This window comes from Lichenihabitans sp. Uapishka_5 (assembly GCF_033947565.1).
Taxonomy (GTDB): domain Bacteria; phylum Pseudomonadota; class Alphaproteobacteria; order Rhizobiales; family Beijerinckiaceae; genus Lichenihabitans.
In genome coordinates this window covers 16361-33601 of sequence record NZ_JARPVX010000038.1, presented here as the reverse complement: position 1 = coordinate 33601, position 17241 = coordinate 16361, and the positions used below count along the sequence as shown (strand labels likewise).

Annotated in this window: 15 protein-coding genes and 1 other RNA gene; all 16 read left to right on the top strand. The window is 68.8% G+C overall.

Annotation, left to right across the window (positions count from 1 at the left end; genetic code table 11):
- Positions 1-711, top strand: a 711-nt coding sequence (locus P7D22_RS13920; protein WP_319934849.1) for an anhydro-N-acetylmuramic acid kinase, incomplete at its 5' end; no start/stop codon positions are given.
- A 52-nt stretch (positions 712-763) separates the two neighbouring features.
- Positions 764-1160: RNase P RNA component class A (rnpB, locus tag P7D22_RS13915), an RNA gene on the top strand.
- A 293-nt stretch (positions 1161-1453) separates the two neighbouring features.
- The gene (locus P7D22_RS13910; RefSeq protein ID WP_319934851.1) at positions 1454-1939 is read left to right on the top strand and encodes a division/cell wall cluster transcriptional repressor MraZ; all 486 of its coding nucleotides are present in this window, start codon (positions 1454-1456) and stop codon (positions 1937-1939) included.
- Positions 1939-2967, top strand: a complete 1029-nt coding sequence (gene rsmH, locus P7D22_RS13905; RefSeq protein WP_442916088.1) for a 16S rRNA (cytosine(1402)-N(4))-methyltransferase RsmH — start codon at positions 1939-1941, stop codon at positions 2965-2967. The genes P7D22_RS13910 and rsmH overlap by 1 nt, the downstream gene beginning before the upstream one ends.
- A gap of 6 nt (positions 2968-2973) precedes the next feature.
- Positions 2974-3363, top strand: a complete 390-nt coding sequence (gene ftsL / locus P7D22_RS13900; RefSeq protein WP_319934847.1) for a cell division protein FtsL — start codon at positions 2974-2976, stop codon at positions 3361-3363.
- 7 nt (positions 3364-3370) lie between these two features.
- Complete coding sequence (locus P7D22_RS13895; RefSeq protein WP_442916087.1) at positions 3371-5149, top strand: peptidoglycan D,D-transpeptidase FtsI family protein; 1779 nt, start codon at positions 3371-3373, stop codon at positions 5147-5149.
- On the top strand, positions 5146-6600 hold the full coding sequence (locus P7D22_RS13890) for a UDP-N-acetylmuramoyl-L-alanyl-D-glutamate--2,6-diaminopimelate ligase (protein ID WP_319934846.1): 1455 nt from the start codon (positions 5146-5148) through the stop codon (positions 6598-6600). Before P7D22_RS13895 ends, P7D22_RS13890 begins: the two co-directional genes overlap by 4 nt.
- A complete protein-coding gene (locus tag P7D22_RS13885; protein WP_319934845.1) occupies positions 6597-8021 on the top strand; it encodes a UDP-N-acetylmuramoylalanyl-D-glutamyl-2,6-diaminopimelate--D-alanyl-D-alanine ligase in 1425 nt (474 codons plus the stop codon). Before P7D22_RS13890 ends, P7D22_RS13885 begins: the two co-directional genes overlap by 4 nt.
- Before the next feature lie 12 nt (positions 8022-8033).
- Positions 8034-9116, top strand: a complete 1083-nt coding sequence (gene mraY / locus P7D22_RS13880; protein ID WP_319934844.1) for a phospho-N-acetylmuramoyl-pentapeptide-transferase — start codon at positions 8034-8036, stop codon at positions 9114-9116.
- A gap of 1 nt (position 9117) precedes the next feature.
- Positions 9118-10626 (top strand): Mur ligase family protein, encoded by a 1509-nt coding sequence (locus P7D22_RS13875; protein WP_319934843.1) that lies wholly within the window; start codon positions 9118-9120, stop codon positions 10624-10626.
- Positions 10623-11765: an FtsW/RodA/SpoVE family cell cycle protein gene (locus P7D22_RS13870; RefSeq protein ID WP_319934842.1), complete on the top strand. Its 1143-nt coding sequence runs from the start codon at positions 10623-10625 to the stop codon at positions 11763-11765. The genes P7D22_RS13875 and P7D22_RS13870 overlap by 4 nt, the downstream gene beginning before the upstream one ends.
- A complete protein-coding gene (locus P7D22_RS13865; protein ID WP_319934841.1) occupies positions 11762-12892 on the top strand; it encodes a UDP-N-acetylglucosamine--N-acetylmuramyl-(pentapeptide) pyrophosphoryl-undecaprenol N-acetylglucosamine transferase in 1131 nt (376 codons plus the stop codon). The genes P7D22_RS13870 and P7D22_RS13865 overlap by 4 nt, the downstream gene beginning before the upstream one ends.
- On the top strand, positions 12889-14292 hold the full coding sequence (gene murC / locus P7D22_RS13860) for a UDP-N-acetylmuramate--L-alanine ligase (RefSeq protein ID WP_319934840.1): 1404 nt from the start codon (positions 12889-12891) through the stop codon (positions 14290-14292). Before P7D22_RS13865 ends, murC begins: the two co-directional genes overlap by 4 nt.
- A 94-nt stretch (positions 14293-14386) precedes the next feature.
- Entirely contained in the window at positions 14387-15295 is a 909-nt protein-coding gene (murB, locus tag P7D22_RS13855) for a UDP-N-acetylmuramate dehydrogenase (protein ID WP_319934839.1), read from the top strand.
- Positions 15296-15380: 85 nt separating this feature from the next.
- On the top strand, positions 15381-16304 hold the full coding sequence (locus P7D22_RS13850; RefSeq protein ID WP_319934838.1) for a D-alanine--D-alanine ligase: 924 nt from the start codon (positions 15381-15383) through the stop codon (positions 16302-16304).
- Complete coding sequence (locus tag P7D22_RS13845; RefSeq protein ID WP_319934837.1) at positions 16271-17239, top strand: cell division protein FtsQ/DivIB; 969 nt, start codon at positions 16271-16273, stop codon at positions 17237-17239. The genes P7D22_RS13850 and P7D22_RS13845 overlap by 34 nt, the downstream gene beginning before the upstream one ends.
- Positions 17240-17241 lie beyond the last annotated feature (2 nt).

Here is a 17241-nt window from a genome sequence, read left to right as displayed (position 1 = left end):
CGACGTTGTAGAACCCGGCCGGCAGGGGCTCGGGCCCCGCTTCCGCCAGCGCGCCTTACAACACGTGGTCCAGGAGCGCGGGCGGCAGCGGGGCGCCTGCCCCTGCCGGCCTTGTTCATCAACATCGGCGGGGTCGCCAATGTCACCTTCGTGTCGGCCGAGGCCGATCCGCTCGCCTGCGACACCGGCCCCGGCAATGCGCTGCTCGACGACCTGATGCTCGAGCGCACCGGCGACCCCTGCGATCGCGACGGCGCCACCGCCCGGCGTGGGCAAGTCAATGCCGCCGCCCTGGCGCAGCTGATGGGCCATCCCTTTTTCGCCGCACCGCTGCCGAAGTCGCTCGACCGCAACAGCTTTTCGCGCGCGCCCGTGGCGGCGCTCGCCACCATTGACGCCGCCGCCACTCTGACGGCCTTCACGACCGCCAGCATCGCCCGCATCGGCGACCACCTGCCCGGCCCGCCGGCCATCGCGATCGTGTGCGGCGGCGGTGCCCGCAACCCCGCCTTGATGGCGGCACTGGCGGCGCGGCTACCCTGCCCGGTCGAGACCGCCGAGGCCTTCGGCTGGGCGTCCGACGCCATCGAGGCGCAGGCCTTTGCTTATCTGGCGGTGCGGTCGCGGCGCGGCCTGCCGATCAGCTTTCCCGGCACCACGGGCGTGCCGCGGCCCTTGACGGGCGGCCGCCTGACCGCTCCGACAGCCTGACCGCGCACGACGCGGCTTGCATCCCGGGCGAACCCCGCCTATGGCCGTGGCGCCAGTCGGCCGGACGACCGCTGCTTCCATGCAGAGGAAAGTCCGGGCTCCACGGATGAACGGTGCCGGATAACGTCCGGCGGGGGCGACCCCAGGGAAAGCGCCACAGAAAGCAAACCGCCTCCCGCCTCGGCGGAAGGTCAGGGTGAAAGGGTGCGGTAAGAGCGCACCGCGCCGGCGGCAACGTCGGTGGCACGGCAAGCCCCACCGGGAGCAAAACCGAATAGGGGCGACAGGCGTGGTGCAAGCCACGCCGGGCTCATCCGAGCCGTCGCCCGGGTTGGTCGCTTGAGGCGTCTGGTAACAGCCGCTCGAGAGGAATGGTCGTCACGCGGCGTGCTCGTGCTCCGCAGGAGACCGCCGCCCTACAGAACCCGGCTTACAGGCCGACTGGCACTTATCCCCGTTTTCCACAGGCGGCCGGCCGCCTCGCGCGTCCGGCGCACATCCTCTCAGAACTCGGCTGAATGCGCCGTGGAAACACTCTCTTAACCATACCCGGGCTTCAATGCGGGATGGCCGTGCGGCCGCTTCGGCGGGGTGCCGGCGCGTTGACCCCCATGGGAGCCCATGTTATCCCAAGCCATCCCGTCGATCCAAAACCGGACTGGTTTTGCATCACCGCCGCACCACCCGGTTCGGCGAACGGGAGCGTCATATTTGCGTTCAGGTTTGGGCGTCGGAGGGTCGTCTGGATCTTTTTTTATCCAGTTTTACCAACAAGTTGGATGCAAAAGGTCGAGTCTCGATTCCGGCACCCTTCAGGGGTGTGCTGACCCGCGACGGGTTCGAGGGTCTGTATGTCACCCCGTCCTTCGAGGCGCAGGCGGTCGATTGTGGCGGCCATGCGCTGTTGCGGGAGATCGACGCCTTGCTGGCCCCGTTATCGACGGGGTCGCACGATTGGGAGGCTTTCGCGGCGACCCTTTATGGGCAAAGCGAGATCCTGAAGATCGACGGCGAGGGGCGCATCGTGGTGTCGGACTCCATCAAGGCGCATGCCGCGATCAGGGCCGAGATCACCTTCGTGGGAATGGGTCGCAAATTTCAGCTTTGGGAGCCCGAACGCTTCCAAGCTTATCTGGCCGAGGCCAAAGGCCGGGTACGCGAGGCACGAAAGCAATTGGGTTCTCTCGGAACGGCGGCATCGCGGCCGGCCGTGGAGGTACGGGAATGATGGGTGGCGGCAGCGGGCCACAAGGGCCCGCCGCTGGCGGACCAGCCCCCCATCGTCCCGTCCTCCTTCCCGAAGTGCTTGCGGCTCTCGGGCCGCGGGCCGGCGCCACGATCCTCGACGGCACCTTCGGGGCCGGCGGCTACACGGGCGCGATGCTGCAGGCCGGCGCCCGAGTGATCGGCCTCGACCGCGATCCCTCCGCCGAGGAGGCCGCCTCCCGCATTATGGCGGCATTTCCCGATGCGTTCACGTTCCGGCAGGCACGCTTCGGCACGCTCGATGCCGTTGCGGAAGCGCTCGGTCAGGCGCCACTCGACGGCGTCGTGCTGGATATCGGCGTGTCGTCGATGCAGCTCGACCAGCCCGACCGTGGCTTTTCGTTCCGATTCGACGGTCCGCTCGACATGCGCATGGAGCGCGACGGCCCTTCGGCGGCCGACATCGTCAACACCACCGACGAGACGACGCTTGCGGCGATCCTGTTCCACCTGGGCGAGGAGCGCGAATCGCGTCGCATCGCCCGCGCGATCGTGGCCGACCGGGTCGCCAAGCCCTTCACCCGCACAAGGCCGTTGGCCGAGCTGGTGGGCCGCGTGGTGCGTGGTGCCCCGAAGGGCATCCATCCGGCCACCCGCACTTTTCAGGCGCTGCGCATCGCCGTCAACGACGAGCTCGGCCAGCTCGTGGCGGCGCTCGAGGCGGCCGAACGCGTGTTGAAGCCGGGCGGCGTGCTGGCGGTGGTCACCTTCCATTCGCTCGAGGACCGGCTGGTGAAGCGCTTTCTGGCCCGCACCGCCGGGCGCGGCGGCGCCGGCTCGCGCCACTTGCCCCAGGTCGAGGTCGCGGCCCCGAGCTTCACGCTGCCGTCCGGCCAGCCGGTGCTGCCCGGCGAGGCCGAGGTCGAAGCGAACCCGCGGGCCCGCTCGGCCAAGCTGCGGTTCGGCCTGCGCACCACGGCGGCGCCGATGCCGTCCGATCCCGACCTTCACAAGCTCATCGGCCCCGGCCGCCTCGCGATGGAGCGCTAGACCGTTATGTGGCGCATCCTCAACGTCTTCGCGGTGCTGGGTCTCATGGCCTCGGCGGTCTACGCCTACACGGTCAAATACGAGACGATCTTGTTTGCCGAGCAGATCATCAAGGTGAAGCACCAGATCGTGTTCGAACAAGACAAGATCGACCGCCTGCGCGCCGACTGGGCGTTCCTGACCCGGCCCGAGCGCATCCAGGTCCTGTCTGAAAAGAATCTCGGCCTGCACCAGCTGTCGCTCGACCAGATCGTGCAGGTCGCCGATCTGCCGCAGCGCCCGCCCAAGGTCGACGACATCGGCCGCAAGCTCGACGACCTCGGTCTCAGCGAGCCCACCAACACGCCCCGCGCCGGCAAGCCCGGCAGCGCCCCCACTCCCTCTTCAGGCCACTGATCCGCCGATGACGCGCGAAGACAACGTCCTCCCGGTCGAGCCCCCGGCCCCGCTGTCGCGCAGCTTCGGCGCCCGCTGCAGCCGCTTCCTCGGCAGCGTGATGTCGACCCGCCTCGACAAGAGCGGCTCGCGCCTAAAACTGATCGGCGTCGCCTTTGTGGCCGTGTTTCTGGCCATCGACGGCAAGCTCGTGATGCTGGGCGTGTCGCCCGACTCGGCGCCCGGCCTCAAGCAGGCGGCGGCCGAAGCCCTGTCGAGCGCGCGGCCCGACATCCTCGACCGCAACGGCGCCATCATGGCGACCGATCTGAAGACCATGTCGGTCTTCGCCGAGCCGCGCCGCCTCATCGACAAGGACGAGGCGGTGGAGCTGCTGACCGCCGTGCTGCCCGACGTCGATGCCAAGGAGCTTCGCCAGCGCATCGGCTCGCGCAAGGGCTTCGTCTGGGTGAAGCGCGGCATCACGCCCGAGCAGCAGCAGGAAGTGTTCAGGCTCGGTCTGCCGGGCGTCGGCTTCGTGCCCGAAAACAAGCGCATCTACCCGAACGGCCCCATCGCGGCCCATGTGCTGGGCTTCACCAACCTCGACAACCAGGGCATCGCCGGAATCGAGAAATACATCGACGGCCAGGGCCTCGCCGATCTGCACGGCGCCGGCTTCAACCTCGCGCGCTCCGACCTGAAGCCGATCCAGCTGTCGATCGACGTCAAGGCCACCCATGCCATGCGGGACGAACTCGCTGCGGGCGTCGCCAAGTTCAAGGCGAAGTCCGGCGCCGCCGCCATCATGGACGTCAACACCGGTGAGGTGATCGCCTTCGCGTCCCTGCCCGACTACGACCCCAACAACCCGGTCGATGCCCTCGACCCGAACCACATCAACCACCTGACGGTCGGCACCTACGAGATGGGCTCGACCTTCAAGGCGATCTCGATCGCCATGGCGCTCGAAGCCAACAAGGTGACGCTGAAGAGTACCGTCGACGCGCGCGACAACCTGCGCTACGGGCGCTTCACCATCCACGACTTCCACGCCACCCACCGGGTGCTCACCGTGCCGGAAGTCTTCACCCATTCGTCCAACATCGGCACCGCCAAAATGGCCATGATGGTGGGCGTCGAAGGCCACAAGGCTTTTCTGCGCAAAATGGGCCAGCTCGACCGGCTGCGGACCGAACTGCCGGAAAACGCCATGCCGATCGTGCCGCGCAACTGGAGCGAACTCAACACCATCACGATCGCCTTCGGACAGGGCCTTAACGTGGCGCCGCTGCAGGCCATGATGGCGGTGGCGGGCCTCGCCAACGGTGGCATGCTGCTCAAGCCGACCTTCCTGAAGCAGGACACCGACGACCGGCGCGACACGGGCGTGCGCGTGGTGCGGCCGGAGGTGTCGGAAAGTCTGCGCTATATCATGCGCCTCAACGCCACGATCGGCTCGGCCAAGAAGGTCGACATTCCGGGCTATTTCGCGGGCGGCAAGACCGGCACGGCCGACAAGATCATCCATGGCCATTATGCCAAGGATCGTGTGTTCACCACCTTCATGTCGGTGGTGCCGGCCGACAAGCCCAAATACCTGTTCCTGGTGCTGATGGACGATCCGCAGGCCGTGGAAGGCACTTACGGCTACCACACCGCCGCCTGGAACTCCGGCGAAGTCTGCGGCAAGATCATGGAGCGCGTCGCCCCGCTCCTGAACCTGCCGCCGTCGATCGAAATGCCCAAGGAGCCCTTCCCGCTGGTGGCGCGGCTCGGCATCGGCATGGACGACGTCCTGCGATGACGCTACTGCGCGATCTGCTGCCCGGTGCCGCCGTGGTGCCGGGCCTCGCCACGGTGCCGGTAACGGGCCTGAAGCTCGACAGCCGTGCGGTCGAGGCGGGCGACCTGTTCTTCGCCATCCCAGGCGCCAAAAGCGACGGCGCCCGTTTCGCCGCACAGGCGGTCGAGCGCGGCGCGGTCGCGATCGTCAGCCAGCGCGCCCTGCCCGGGCTCGACACGCGTGTGCCGACCCTGGTGGTGCCGGACGTGCGGATCGCCCTCGCCGAGGCGGCGTCTCGCTTCTTCCCCGAACAGCCCGGCACGATCGCGGCCGTCACGGGCACCAGCGGCAAGACCTCGGTAGCGGCCTTCGTTCGGCAGATCTGGGCGACGCTCGGCCACGCGGCTGCCTCGCTCGGCACCGTCGGGCTGGTGACGCCCAGGGGCGAAACCAAGGGCGAACTGACGACGCCCGACACGATCACCTTGCATGAAACGCTCGATCGCATCGCCCGCGACGGCGTCACCCATCTGGTTATCGAGGCCTCGTCGCATGGGCTCGACCAGCATCGGCTCGACGGCCTCCGCCTCGCAGCCGGCGGCTTCACCAACCTGTCACGCGACCACATGGACTACCATGCGACCGTCGAGGATTACCTCGCGGCCAAGCTGCGGCTCTTCACCGAGCGCCTCCCCGCGGGGGCGCCTGCCGTGGTGAACGTCGACACCGAGGCCGGGCTGAAGGTCGCCGCGGTCGCGCAAGGCAGAGGCCTCGCGGTGCTGAGCGTCGGCCGCGCCGGCGAGGCGCTGCGGCTGCTCGAAGCCGAACCGGACGGCTTCACCACACGCCTCACACTGCTGCATCGCGGTCGCACCCATAGCCGGCGACTCCCCCTGGCGGGTTTGTTCCAGGTCGAGAATGCCTTGGTGGCGGCGGGGCTCTGCATGGCGACCGGCGGCGATCCCGAGGCCGTGCTGGCGGCGCTCGAAGGGCTGGTCGGCGCCTCCGGGCGTCTCGACCGCGTCGGCACCACGCCGGAGGGCGCCACCGTCTTCGTCGATTACGCCCACAAGCCCGATGCCCTCGAAAAAGTGCTCGAAACGCTGCGGCCCTACGTCGGCGGCAAGCTCGTCGTCGTGCTGGGATGCGGCGGCGACCGCGACCCCGGCAAGCGCCCCATCATGGGCGCCATCGCGGCGCGCATGGCCGATCGCGTGATCGTCACCGACGACAACCCACGCTCCGAAGACCCCGCCGCGATCCGGGCCGCCATCCTGGCCGCAGCCCCCAGGGCTAGCGAGATCGGCGACCGCGCCGAGGCCATCGCGGCCGCGGTGGCGGAGCTCGCGGCCGGCGATATCCTGGTTGTGGCCGGCAAAGGCCACGAACAGGGCCAGATCATCGGCGACACGGTGCTGCCGTTCTCCGATCATGCGATCGTGCGAGCGGCACTCGAAAGGCACGCAGCATGACGCAGGCGCTCCTTTGGTCGGGCCTCGACCTCGTGACGCAAGTGCAGGCGCGGGTGCGCGGCAGCGTGCCCGTGGGCGTCACCGGCATCTCGATCGATACCCGCACGCTGCAACCCGGCGACCTCTTCATCGCCATCAAGGGCGAGGCCCAGGACGGGCACGACCATGTCGCAACGGCGCTCGATAAAGGAGCGGCCGCGGCCGTGGTTGACGAAGCCCATGCGGATGCGCTCGCCGCCGCGGGGCCGCTCTACATCGTCCATGACACGCTGCGCGCCATGGAGGCGCTCGGCCGCGCGGCGCGCGACCGGGTGGCGGGCCGGATCATCGCCGTGACGGGTTCGGTCGGCAAGACCTCCACCAAGGAAGCCTTGCGCACGGTGCTGTCCGAAGCCGGCGCCACCCACGCCTCGGCGGCCTCCTACAACAACCATTGGGGCGTGCCCTTGACGCTCGCCCGCATGGCGGCGGCGACCCGCTTCGGCGTTTTCGAGATCGGCATGAACCATGCGGGCGAGATCACCCCGCTGGTCGGCATGGTGCGGCCCCATATCGCCATCGTCACCACCGTGGCGCCGGTTCACCTCGAGTTCTTCTCCGGTGTCGACGCCATCGCGGACGCCAAGGCCGAAATCTTCACCGGGCTCGAGCCGGGCGGTCTCGCGGTGATCAACCGCGACGACGCCACCTTCGAGCGGATGCACGCCAAGGCCGAAGCGTCGCCGGCCCGACATGTGCTGAGCTTCGGCGCCCACCAGCAGGCCGACGCCCGGCTCGACACGCTGACGCCGGTCTCGGACGGCTCGCTGGTGCGGGCCACGGTGCTGGGCCAGGCCGTCAATTTCCATCTCGGCGCGCCCGGCCGGCACATGGCCATGAACGCGCTGGCGATCCTGATCGCCGCCAAAGCCTCCGGGCTCGATCTCGAGGCCGCGGCCGCGTCGCTCGGCCATGTGGCGGCCGGCCAGGGGCGCGGGCAGCAAAGCCGCATCCCGCTCGGGGCCGGCGCCTTCACGCTGATCGACGAAAGCTACAACGCCAATCCGGCCTCAATGCAGGCCGCGCTGGCGCTGCTCGGCGCCACCGTGCCGGGCCCGAACGGCCGTCGCATCGCGGTGCTGGGCGACATGCGGGAGCTCGGGCCCGAGGCCCCGGCCCTGCATCGCGACCTGGCGGAACCGATCCACGCCAACGAGGTCGACTTGGTTTTCGCGGCCGGCGGCCTGATGCGCGACCTGCTCGAAGCCTTGCCGGCGACCCGCCGCGGCGGCTGGGGCGACCGCTCCGACGCCATCCAGGCGGCCCTGTTCGACAACCTCCGGGCCGGCGACGTCGTGATGGTCAAGGGCTCGAACGCGAGCCGGATGGGGCCGCTCGTCCAGGCCCTGAAGGCCCATTTCACTCCCTCCGTCGCAGCGTGAGCTAGATCCACCATGTTGACCTGGCTCACCGAGCTTTCACCCTTCTTCTCGCCGTTCAACCTGTTCCGCTACCTGACGTTCCGAACCATCTGCGCCACCGCGACGGCGGCGTTGTTCGTGTTCTTCTTTGGCCCCGCCATCATCGCGTCGCTGCGCCTGAAGCAGGGCAAGGGCCAGCCGATCCGCCTCGACGGGCCGCAGTCGCACCTCCTCACCAAAAAGGGTACGCCCACCATGGGCGGGCTGATGATCTTGTCGGGCGCCGTCGCCTCGGCGCTGCTCTGGGCCAACCTGCGCAGCCCCTACGTGTGGATCGTGCTGCTGGTCACGCTCGGCTTCGGCATGATCGGCTTCTACGACGACCTGCTCAAAGTGACGAAGCAAAGCCACAAGGGGTTTTCGGGCAAGCTGCGCCTGGCGCTGGAAGGCTTGATCGCCGCTGTGGCCTGCTGGGCCATGGTGGCGGTCGGCCCGACCAACACCACCGGCCTCGCCCTGCCGTTCGTCAACGGCTATATCCTCGATCTCGGCCTGTTCTTCATCGCCTTCGGGGCCTTCATCATCGTGGCGGCCGGCAATGCCGTGAACCTGACCGACGGGCTCGATGGGCTGGCGATCGTGCCCGTCATGGTGGCGGCCGCGACCTTCGGGCTTTTCGCCTATTTCACCGGCAATTCGCTGTTCTCCTCCTACCTCGGCATCAACCACGTGCCGCAAACGGGCGAACTGGCCGTCGTGGCGGGCGCGGTGATCGGCGCCGGCATCGGGTTCCTGTGGTTCAACGCGCCCCCGGCGCAGATCTTCATGGGCGACACCGGCTCGCTGGCGCTCGGCGGCTTCATCGGCGCCACCGCGGTGGCCATCAAGCACGAGGTGGTGCTTTGCGTCGTCGGCGGCCTTTTCGTGGTCGAAGCGCTGTCGGTCATCGTGCAGGTGTTCTCGTTCAAGCTCACCGGCAAGCGGGTGTTCCGGATGGCCCCCATCCACCACCATTTCGAGCAGCTCGGCTGGTCGGAGCCGCAGATCGTCATCCGGTTCTGGATCGTCTCCTTCGCCTTGGCGCTACTCGGCCTCGCCACCCTGAAGGTCCGTTGAGGTGACACCCGTCACAACGATGCGCGGCCGTTCGGTCGCGCTGTTCGGCCTCGGCGGCTCGGGCTTCGCCACCGCCGAGGCCCTGAAGGCGGGCGGCGCCCAGGTGGCCGTGTGGGACGACAACGCGGGGGCGCGTGAGCGCGCCGCGGCGGCCGGCCACACCGTGGTGGATCTCGCCGAGGCCGACTGGTCGGGCTTCTCGGCCTTGATCCTGTCGCCCGGCGTGCCTCTCACCCATCCGGCGCCCCACTGGACCGTCACCAAGGCCCATGCGGCCGGCCTCGAGGTGATCGGCGACGTCGAATTGTTCTGCCGCGAACGCGCCCGCGTGGCGCCCGACGCGCCGTTCTTCGCCATCACGGGCACCAACGGCAAATCCACCACCACGGCGCTGCTGGCCCACCTGCTGCGGGCGCTCGGCCGCACGGTCGAGATGGGCGGCAACATCGGCGTGCCGATCCTGTCGCTTGAGCCGCCTTCGCCCGACCGCTGTCACGTGATCGAGCTGTCGACTTTCCAGATCGACCTCACGCCGAGCCTGCGACCGAGCGTCGGCATCCTGCTCAACCTGACGCCCGACCACATCGACCGGCACGGCACGATGGAGCGCTACGCCGGCATCAAGGAACGCCTCGTGGCCCGCGCCGATCGCGCCGTCATTGCGGTCGACGATCCCTGGTGCGCCGCGATCGCCGAGCGGCTCGCGACGGCCGGCAAACCGGTGACGCGGGTTTCGACCCATGCCTCATTCCGGGCGGAGCGCAGCGGAGACCCGGAACCGGGGAGCCTCGGCAATGCAGGTCCGGGCTCCCCGGTTCCGGGTTCGCCTTCGGCGCCCCGGAATGAAGACAGCGCGGCGCCCCTCACCGACGGCCTGACGCTCGACGGCACCCGCATCATGCTGCATGTCGGCGGCCGCGCCCCCTATCCCATGGCCGACCTCGCCGGCATTGCCAGCCTGCGCGGGCGCCACAATGGCCAGAACGCCGCCGTCGCCATCGCGGCCCTCAGCCAGGCCCTCGACGCCGATGGCCAATTGCAGCCGGCGCTCGTCGGCTTCCCGGGCCTCGCCCACCGCATGGAGCAGGTCGGCCGCCGCGGCCGGGTGTTGTTCGTCAACGATTCCAAGGCCACCAACGCCGATGCGGCCGAACAATCCCTGAAGGCGTTCCAGACCATTCATTGGATCGTCGGCGGCGTCAGCAAGGAAGGCGGCCTCGCGCCGCTGGCACCCGTCTTCCCGCATGTCGCCAAGGCCTATCTGATCGGCAAGTCGACCGACGACTTTGCGGCAAGCCTCGACGGCAATGTTCCGTATGCGCGCTGCGGCACGCTCGAAGCGGCGCTCCAGCTTGCGGCAAGCGAGGCGGCGGAGAGTGGGGCCGACGAGCCGGTGGTGCTGTTGGCGCCCGCCTGCGCGTCCTACGACCAGTTCAAGAATTTTGAGGAACGGGGCGACAGGTTCCGCGAACTCGTGGCTGGCCTGCCGGTGGAGGAGAAGCCCGCATGATGTCCCGCGCCGAACGGTCGACCTTTTCGCGCTGGTGGTGGACCATCGACCACGCGCTGCTGGCGGCCCTCGGGCTGCTGATGGTGCTCGGCATCGTGCTCAGCCTCGCCGCGAGCCCGGCCGTCGCCGAGCGCATCGGCCTGCCGACCTTTCATTTCGTCAATCACCAAGTGGCGTTCCTTTTTCCCGCCGTGCTGGTGCTGCTTGTCACCTCGTTCCTGTCGCCGCGCGACGTCAGACGGGCGGCGCTGTTGAGCTACGTGCTGGGCATGGGGCTCATCATCGTGGCGCTGATGTTCGGCCACGAGGTGAAGGGCTCGAAACGCTGGATCTTCGGGCTCCAACCCTCCGAATTCGTCAAGCCCGCCTTTGTGATCCTGGCCGCCTGGGCCTTTTCGGAAGGGGCGAAACGGCGTGACGTACCGGGCAACACGCTCGCGGTGCTGCTGCTGCCGATGACCATCGTGCCGCTGATCCTGCAGCCCGATTTCGGCCAGACCATGCTGGTCAGCCTCGTTTGGGCTTGTTTGTTCTTTATGGCGGGGCTGCACTGGTTCTGGGTGGGCGGCATCGGCGGCGCCGGCATGGCGGGCGTGTTCATGGCCTATAAATTCGTGCCGCACGTGCGGGCCCGCATCATGCACTTCGTCGACCCGTCGAACGGGCCCGGTGCCAGCGACACCTTCCAGGTCGATACCGCGGTCGACAGCTTCGTCAACGGCTCCTGGTTCGGGGTCGGACCGGGCGAAGGCACCTTCAAGCGCATCCTGCCCGACTCGCATACCGACTTCGTCTTCGCGGTGACGGGCGAAGAATTCGGCCTCCTGGCCTGCATGGGCCTGGCCGGCATCTTCGCCTTCGTGGTGCTGCGCGGCCTGACGCTGGCGGGGCGCAACCAGGACCCATTCTGCCGCTTTGCGGCCGCCGGGCTCGTCACCCTCTTCGGCGTGCAGAGCTGCATCAACATGGCCGTCAACCTGCGCCTGATGCCCGCCAAGGGCATGACGCTGCCGTTCATCTCCTATGGCGGATCTTCGGTGATCTCGCTGGCGCTCGGCATGGGCTTCCTGATCTCCGTCACCCGCAAGCGCCCGAGCGCGGCCTTGACCGACGTTCCGCTCAGGCCGCGACGCGCATGAGCGTCGCGCCCGAGAACCGCCCCGTTCTGCTGGCCGCCGGCGGAACCGGCGGCCATCTGTTTCCGGCCGAGGCGCTGGCCCGCGTGCTGCTGGCCCGTGGCGTCGCGGTCGAGCTGATGACCGACACGCGCGCCCTCGCCTATGCGGGCCAGTTCCCCGCCCGCGCCGTCCACGCCGTGCCATCCGCCACACCGTCGAGCGGCTCGCCCGCCGCGAAGGCCAAGGCGGCGCTGCAGCTCGGGCGTGGCACCCTGCAAGCTTATCGGCTGCTCGGGCAGATTCGCCCGCGGGTGGTGGTGGGCTTCGGCGGTTATCCGACGGTGCCGCCGCTATTGGCCGCCGCGTGGCGCAAGCTGCCGGTGCTGCTGCACGAACAGAACGCCGTCATGGGCCGCGCCAACCGGTTCCTGGCCGGGCGGGCTACCCGCATCGCCACCGGCTTTCCCCGCCTCGGCAAGGCCGCACCTGCGATCCAGGCGAAGGCCACCCACACCGGCAACCCGATCCGCCCGGCCGTGCTGGCCGCGGCCGCCATCCCCTATCCGGCGCTCGACGGCACCTTGCGACTGCTGGTGACGGGCGGCTCGCAGGGCGCACGTGTGATGGCTGACGTCGTGCCGCCGGCACTCGTGTCGCTGCCGGCTGCCCTGCGGGCCCGCCTGCGGGTGGTGCAGCAGGCGCGTGGCGAGGACGAGGCGCGCGTGCGCGGCGCCTACCAGGGCGCCGGCATCGCGGCCGAGGTAGCGCCCTTCTTTCCCAACCTGCCCGAGCGCATGGCGCAGGCCCACCTGGTGATCGGCCGCTCCGGCGCCTCGACGGTGAGCGAACTGGCCGTCATCGGCCGTCCATCTCTGCTGGTGCCCTTGCCGGGCGCGCTCGACCAGGACCAGGCCGCCAATGCGGCAATCCTCGGCGACCTCGGCGCCGCCGCCGTGGTGCTGCAACCCGATTTCACCCCGGCACTGCTGGCCGCCGAGGTGAGCCGCTGCCTCGCCGACCCGAGCCATCTGGCCGAGCGCGGCGCCGCGGCCCTGCAGGCCGGCGAGCCGCGCGGGGCCGAACGGCTTGCCGATCTTGTTCTGACCCTGGCACACAGCCCGATCGAACGTCCGGAAACGCATCCATGAAACTGCCGCGCGAGCTCGGCCCCATCCACTTCGTCGGCATTGGCGGCATCGGCATGTCGGGCATCGCCGAGGTGCTGGCCAACCAGGGCTACCGGGTGCAGGGCTCGGACGCCACGGAAGGCGCCAACCTCGCCCGCCTGCGCCAGAAGGGCGTGCAATGCTTCGTCGGCCATCGGCCCGAGAACCTCGGCGAGGCCGAAGTCGTGGTGGTGTCGACCGCCATCCGGCGCGACAACCCGGAGCTCGTGGCGGCGCGCGAAAAGCGCCTGCCGGTGGTGCGTCGGGCCGAAATGCTGGCCGAGCTCATGCGCTTAAAGCAATGCGTCGCGGTGGCGGGCACGCACGGCAAGACCACGACGACCTCGCTCGTCGCCACCCTGCTCGACGCCGGCCAGTTCGATCCCACCGTCATCAACGGCGGCATCATCAACGCTTACGGCACCAACGCGCGCCTCGGCGAAGGCGACTGGATGGTGGTGGAAGCAGACGAAAGCGACGGCACCTTCCTGAAGCTGCCGGCCGATGTGGCGATCGTCACCAACATCGACCCCGAGCACCTCGACCACTTCAAGACCTTCGACGCCATCAAGGACGCCTTCTTCACCCTGGTGGAGAACCTGCCGTTCTACGGTTTCGCGGTGATGTGCCTCGACCATCCGACCGTGCAGGAGGTGGTGGGTCGCATCGAGGACCGGCGTGTCATCACCTATGGTGAGAACCCGCAGGCCGACGTGCGGCTGCTCGACATCAACCTCGAAGGCGGCGTGTCGCGCTTCAACGTGCTGATCCGCGATCGCGCCACGTCGAACGCCACCTATATCGACAACCTCGTCATGCCGATGCCGGGGCACCACAACGCGCTGAACGCCACGGCCGCCATCGCGGTGGCGTTCCAGTTGAAGATGCCGGTGGACGCCATCCGCAAGGCCCTGGCGAATTTCGGTGGCGTCAAGCGACGTTTCACCCGCACGGGCGAATGGAACGGCGCCACCATCTTCGACGATTACGGCCATCACCCGGTCGAGATCGCAGCCGTGCTCAGGGCCGCCCGCGCATCCACGAAGAACCAAGTAATCGCCGTGGTGCAGCCGCATCGCTATTCGCGCCTGCAATCCTTGTTCGCCGACTTCGCGTCCTGCTTCAACGACGCCGACGCGGTGATCGTCGCGGACGTTTATGCGGCGGGCGAGCAGCCGATCGCCGGGATCGACCGCGACGGGCTCGTGGGCGCCATCAAGGCGCACGGCCACCGCGCCGTGCAGCCGCTGCATGCGGCAGCCGACCTGCCCGGGCTGGTGCGCGAGCTCGCCAAGCCCGGCGACTATGTGGTGTGCCTGGGCGCCGGCAACATCACCCAATGGGCTTATGCGTTGCCGGAGCAGTTGGCGGGCGCCGCGTGACGCGACCGCCGTCATCGCGAGACGGAGCTGGCCAAGGGAGCGCCGCGGCCCTCCCTTGCTTCGCTTTGCTCGTAACGACGACGGACCGCCATCCATGAGGTCCCGCGCCGCCGCTTGGCGCGCCGCGCTTCCTGGCCTGCGCGGCACCTGGACCGAACAGGCCCCCCTGGCGCCGCTCACCTGGTTTCGCACCGGCGGACCGGCCGAAGTGTTGTTCACGCCCGCCGATGCGGAAGACCTCTCGACCATCCTCGGCGCCCTGCCGCCCGAGGTGCCGGTCACGACGGTCGGCCTCGGCTCCAACCTGATCGTGCGCGACGGCGGCGTACCGGGCGTCGTGGTGCGGCTCGGCAAGGCGTTCTCGACCATCGTGGTCGAGGGCGAAGCCATCCGGGCCGGGGCCGGGGCGGCCGACGTCAAGGTGGCACGCGCAGCCGCCGATGCGGCGCTCGACGGTTTCGCGTTCCTGCGCGGCATCCCAGGCTCGATCGGCGGCGCCTTGCCGACCAATGCCGGTGCCCATGGCGGCGACATGGCGGGCGTAGTGGTGGAGGTCGAGGCCATCGCGCGCGGCGGCGAACTGTGCCGGTATTCCCAGGCCGCGATGGGTTTCACCTACCGTCACGCCGCCGTTGTGGCCGGGGTCATCTTCACGGCCGTGATCCTGCGGGGCCGCCCAGGCGACCGCGACGCGATCCTGGCCGAGATGAATGCCGTCACGGCCGCCCGCGAGGCGAGCCAGCCCATCCGCGAGCGCACCGGCGGCTCCACCTTCGCGAACCCGCCCGGCCATTCGGCCTGGAAGCTCGTCGATGCGGCCGGTTGCCGGGGGCTCGTCATCGGCGACGCTCAGGTGTCGCCCATGCACACGAATTTTCTCATCAACCGGGGGCGGGCCACCGCGGCCGACATCGAGGCGCTTGGCGAGGAAGTGCGCCGCCGGGTGCTGGACACGAGCGGCGTCGAGCTGCGCTGGGAGATCCGGCGGATCGGGGTGAACTGAAGCATTTTTCCTCCTCACCTCACGCGGGAGAAGGGAGGAGCGCGACCATGCATCGAACACACATTCAAAAAAGCAGGGGTTTGCCATGTCCAAACACGTCGCCGTCCTCCTGGGTGGCTGGTCGGCCGAACGGGAAGTGTCCCTGCGCTCCGGCGCCGCCTGCGCCAAGGCGCTCGAGGGCCAGGGCTACCGGGTCACGGCGATCGATGTCGACCGCACGATCGGCGACGTGTTGGCGAAGCTGCGACCCGACGTGGTGTTCAACGGCCTGCATGGCCGGGTCGGCGAGGACGGCACGATCCAGGGCATCCTCGAGGTGCTGCGACTGCCCTACACCCATTCGGGCGTGCTGGCCTCCGCCCTCGCCATGCAGAAGGATCGGGCCAAGGTCGTGATGGCGGCGGCCGGCGTTCCGGTGCCGCACGGCATGCTGGTCAGCCGATTCGATGCCGCCAAGGCCCATGTGTTGCCGCCGCCTTACGTGCTGAAGCCCGTCAACGAGGGGTCCTCGGTCGGCGTCATCATCGTAGGGCGGGATCGCAGCCACCCGCCGCAGGAAATGTTAAGAGAAGACTGGCCTCACGGCGACGTGATCCTGGCCGAAACCTTCATCGCGGGACGTGAACTCACCTGTGCGGTCATGGGTGATAAGGCTTTGGATGTCATCGACATTCAGGCCGCGCATGCGAGCTTCTACGATTACGACGCCAAATACGCCCAGGGTGGCTCCGTCCACATCCTTCCGGCCCGGCTTAAAGAGAATGTTTACCAAAATGTTCAAGAGTTGGCCTTGAAGGCGCATCGAGCGCTGGGGTGCCGCGGCGTGAGCCGCACCGACTTCCGATACGACGACACGCCGGGGGGAACCGGCGAACTCGTGGTCCTGGAGGTCAACACGCAGCCCGGCATGACGGAAACGTCACTCGTGCCTGAACTCGCGGCATATGCCGGGTTGTCGTTCGGTGAGTTGGTCGGATGGATGGTGGAGGACGCCTCGTTGGATCGGTAGGAGTCGCGGGGAGCCTCGTCCTCACGGACTCCTTCGTCTGGCTGCGGTTTCCCGGGCTGGCCGGACGCCGCGCCCGCCTGGACGCGCCCCACACCGCCGGGCGCCGCTTTCGCGAACCGAGCTTCGCGGCCCGCGCCCTTACCCGCTATTGGCCCTCGGTCACCTTCGCGACCCTGGTGCTCGGATCGGTGGCCCTCTACGGCGCCCGCCTCGGGGGCGAATATGACGGCTTCGTGGCCCGCTACGGCACGCCGATCGACATCGCCGGCCGTCTGGCTGGATTCGAGATCGATACGGTCACGCTGTCGGGCCTCGACCAGCTGAACCGCCAGGAAGTGATCGATGCGTCCGGAGTGACGGAGCGCAACTCGCTCCTCTTCCTTAACGCCGCCGCGGTGCGGGACCGCTTGAAGGCCGTGCCGCTGGTGCGCGACGTGTCGGTGCGCAAACTGTTCCCCAACAGCCTGTTCTTCGACATCACCGAACGCAAGGCAGCGGCCATCTGGCAGAAGGACGGCAAGCTGGCCGTGGTGGCGGCCGACGGCATCGCCATCGACGAGGTGCACGACGCCCGCTTCAATGCCCTGCCGTTCATCGTGGGCGCTGCGGCCAACGAACACCTGCGCGAATTCACAGATCTGGTCGACTCGGCCGGCGAGTTGCGCGAGCGCATCCGCGCCGGCGTTTATGTCGGCGAGCGGCGCTGGACCCTGCAGATGGATTCGGGCGTGCTGTTGCTGCTGCCCGAGCAGAACCCGAAGGCGGCGCTGGCCGACTTCGCCGCGGTCGAGCGCATCGACAAGCTGCTCGACAAGGACGTCATCACCCTCGACCTGCGTATCCCCGGCCGCGTTACGGCGCGGCTTTCAGAAGATGCCGCGGCGGCCCGGGCCGCCATGCTGGCCAAGCGTCCCAAGAAGGTCATGAAAGAATGATG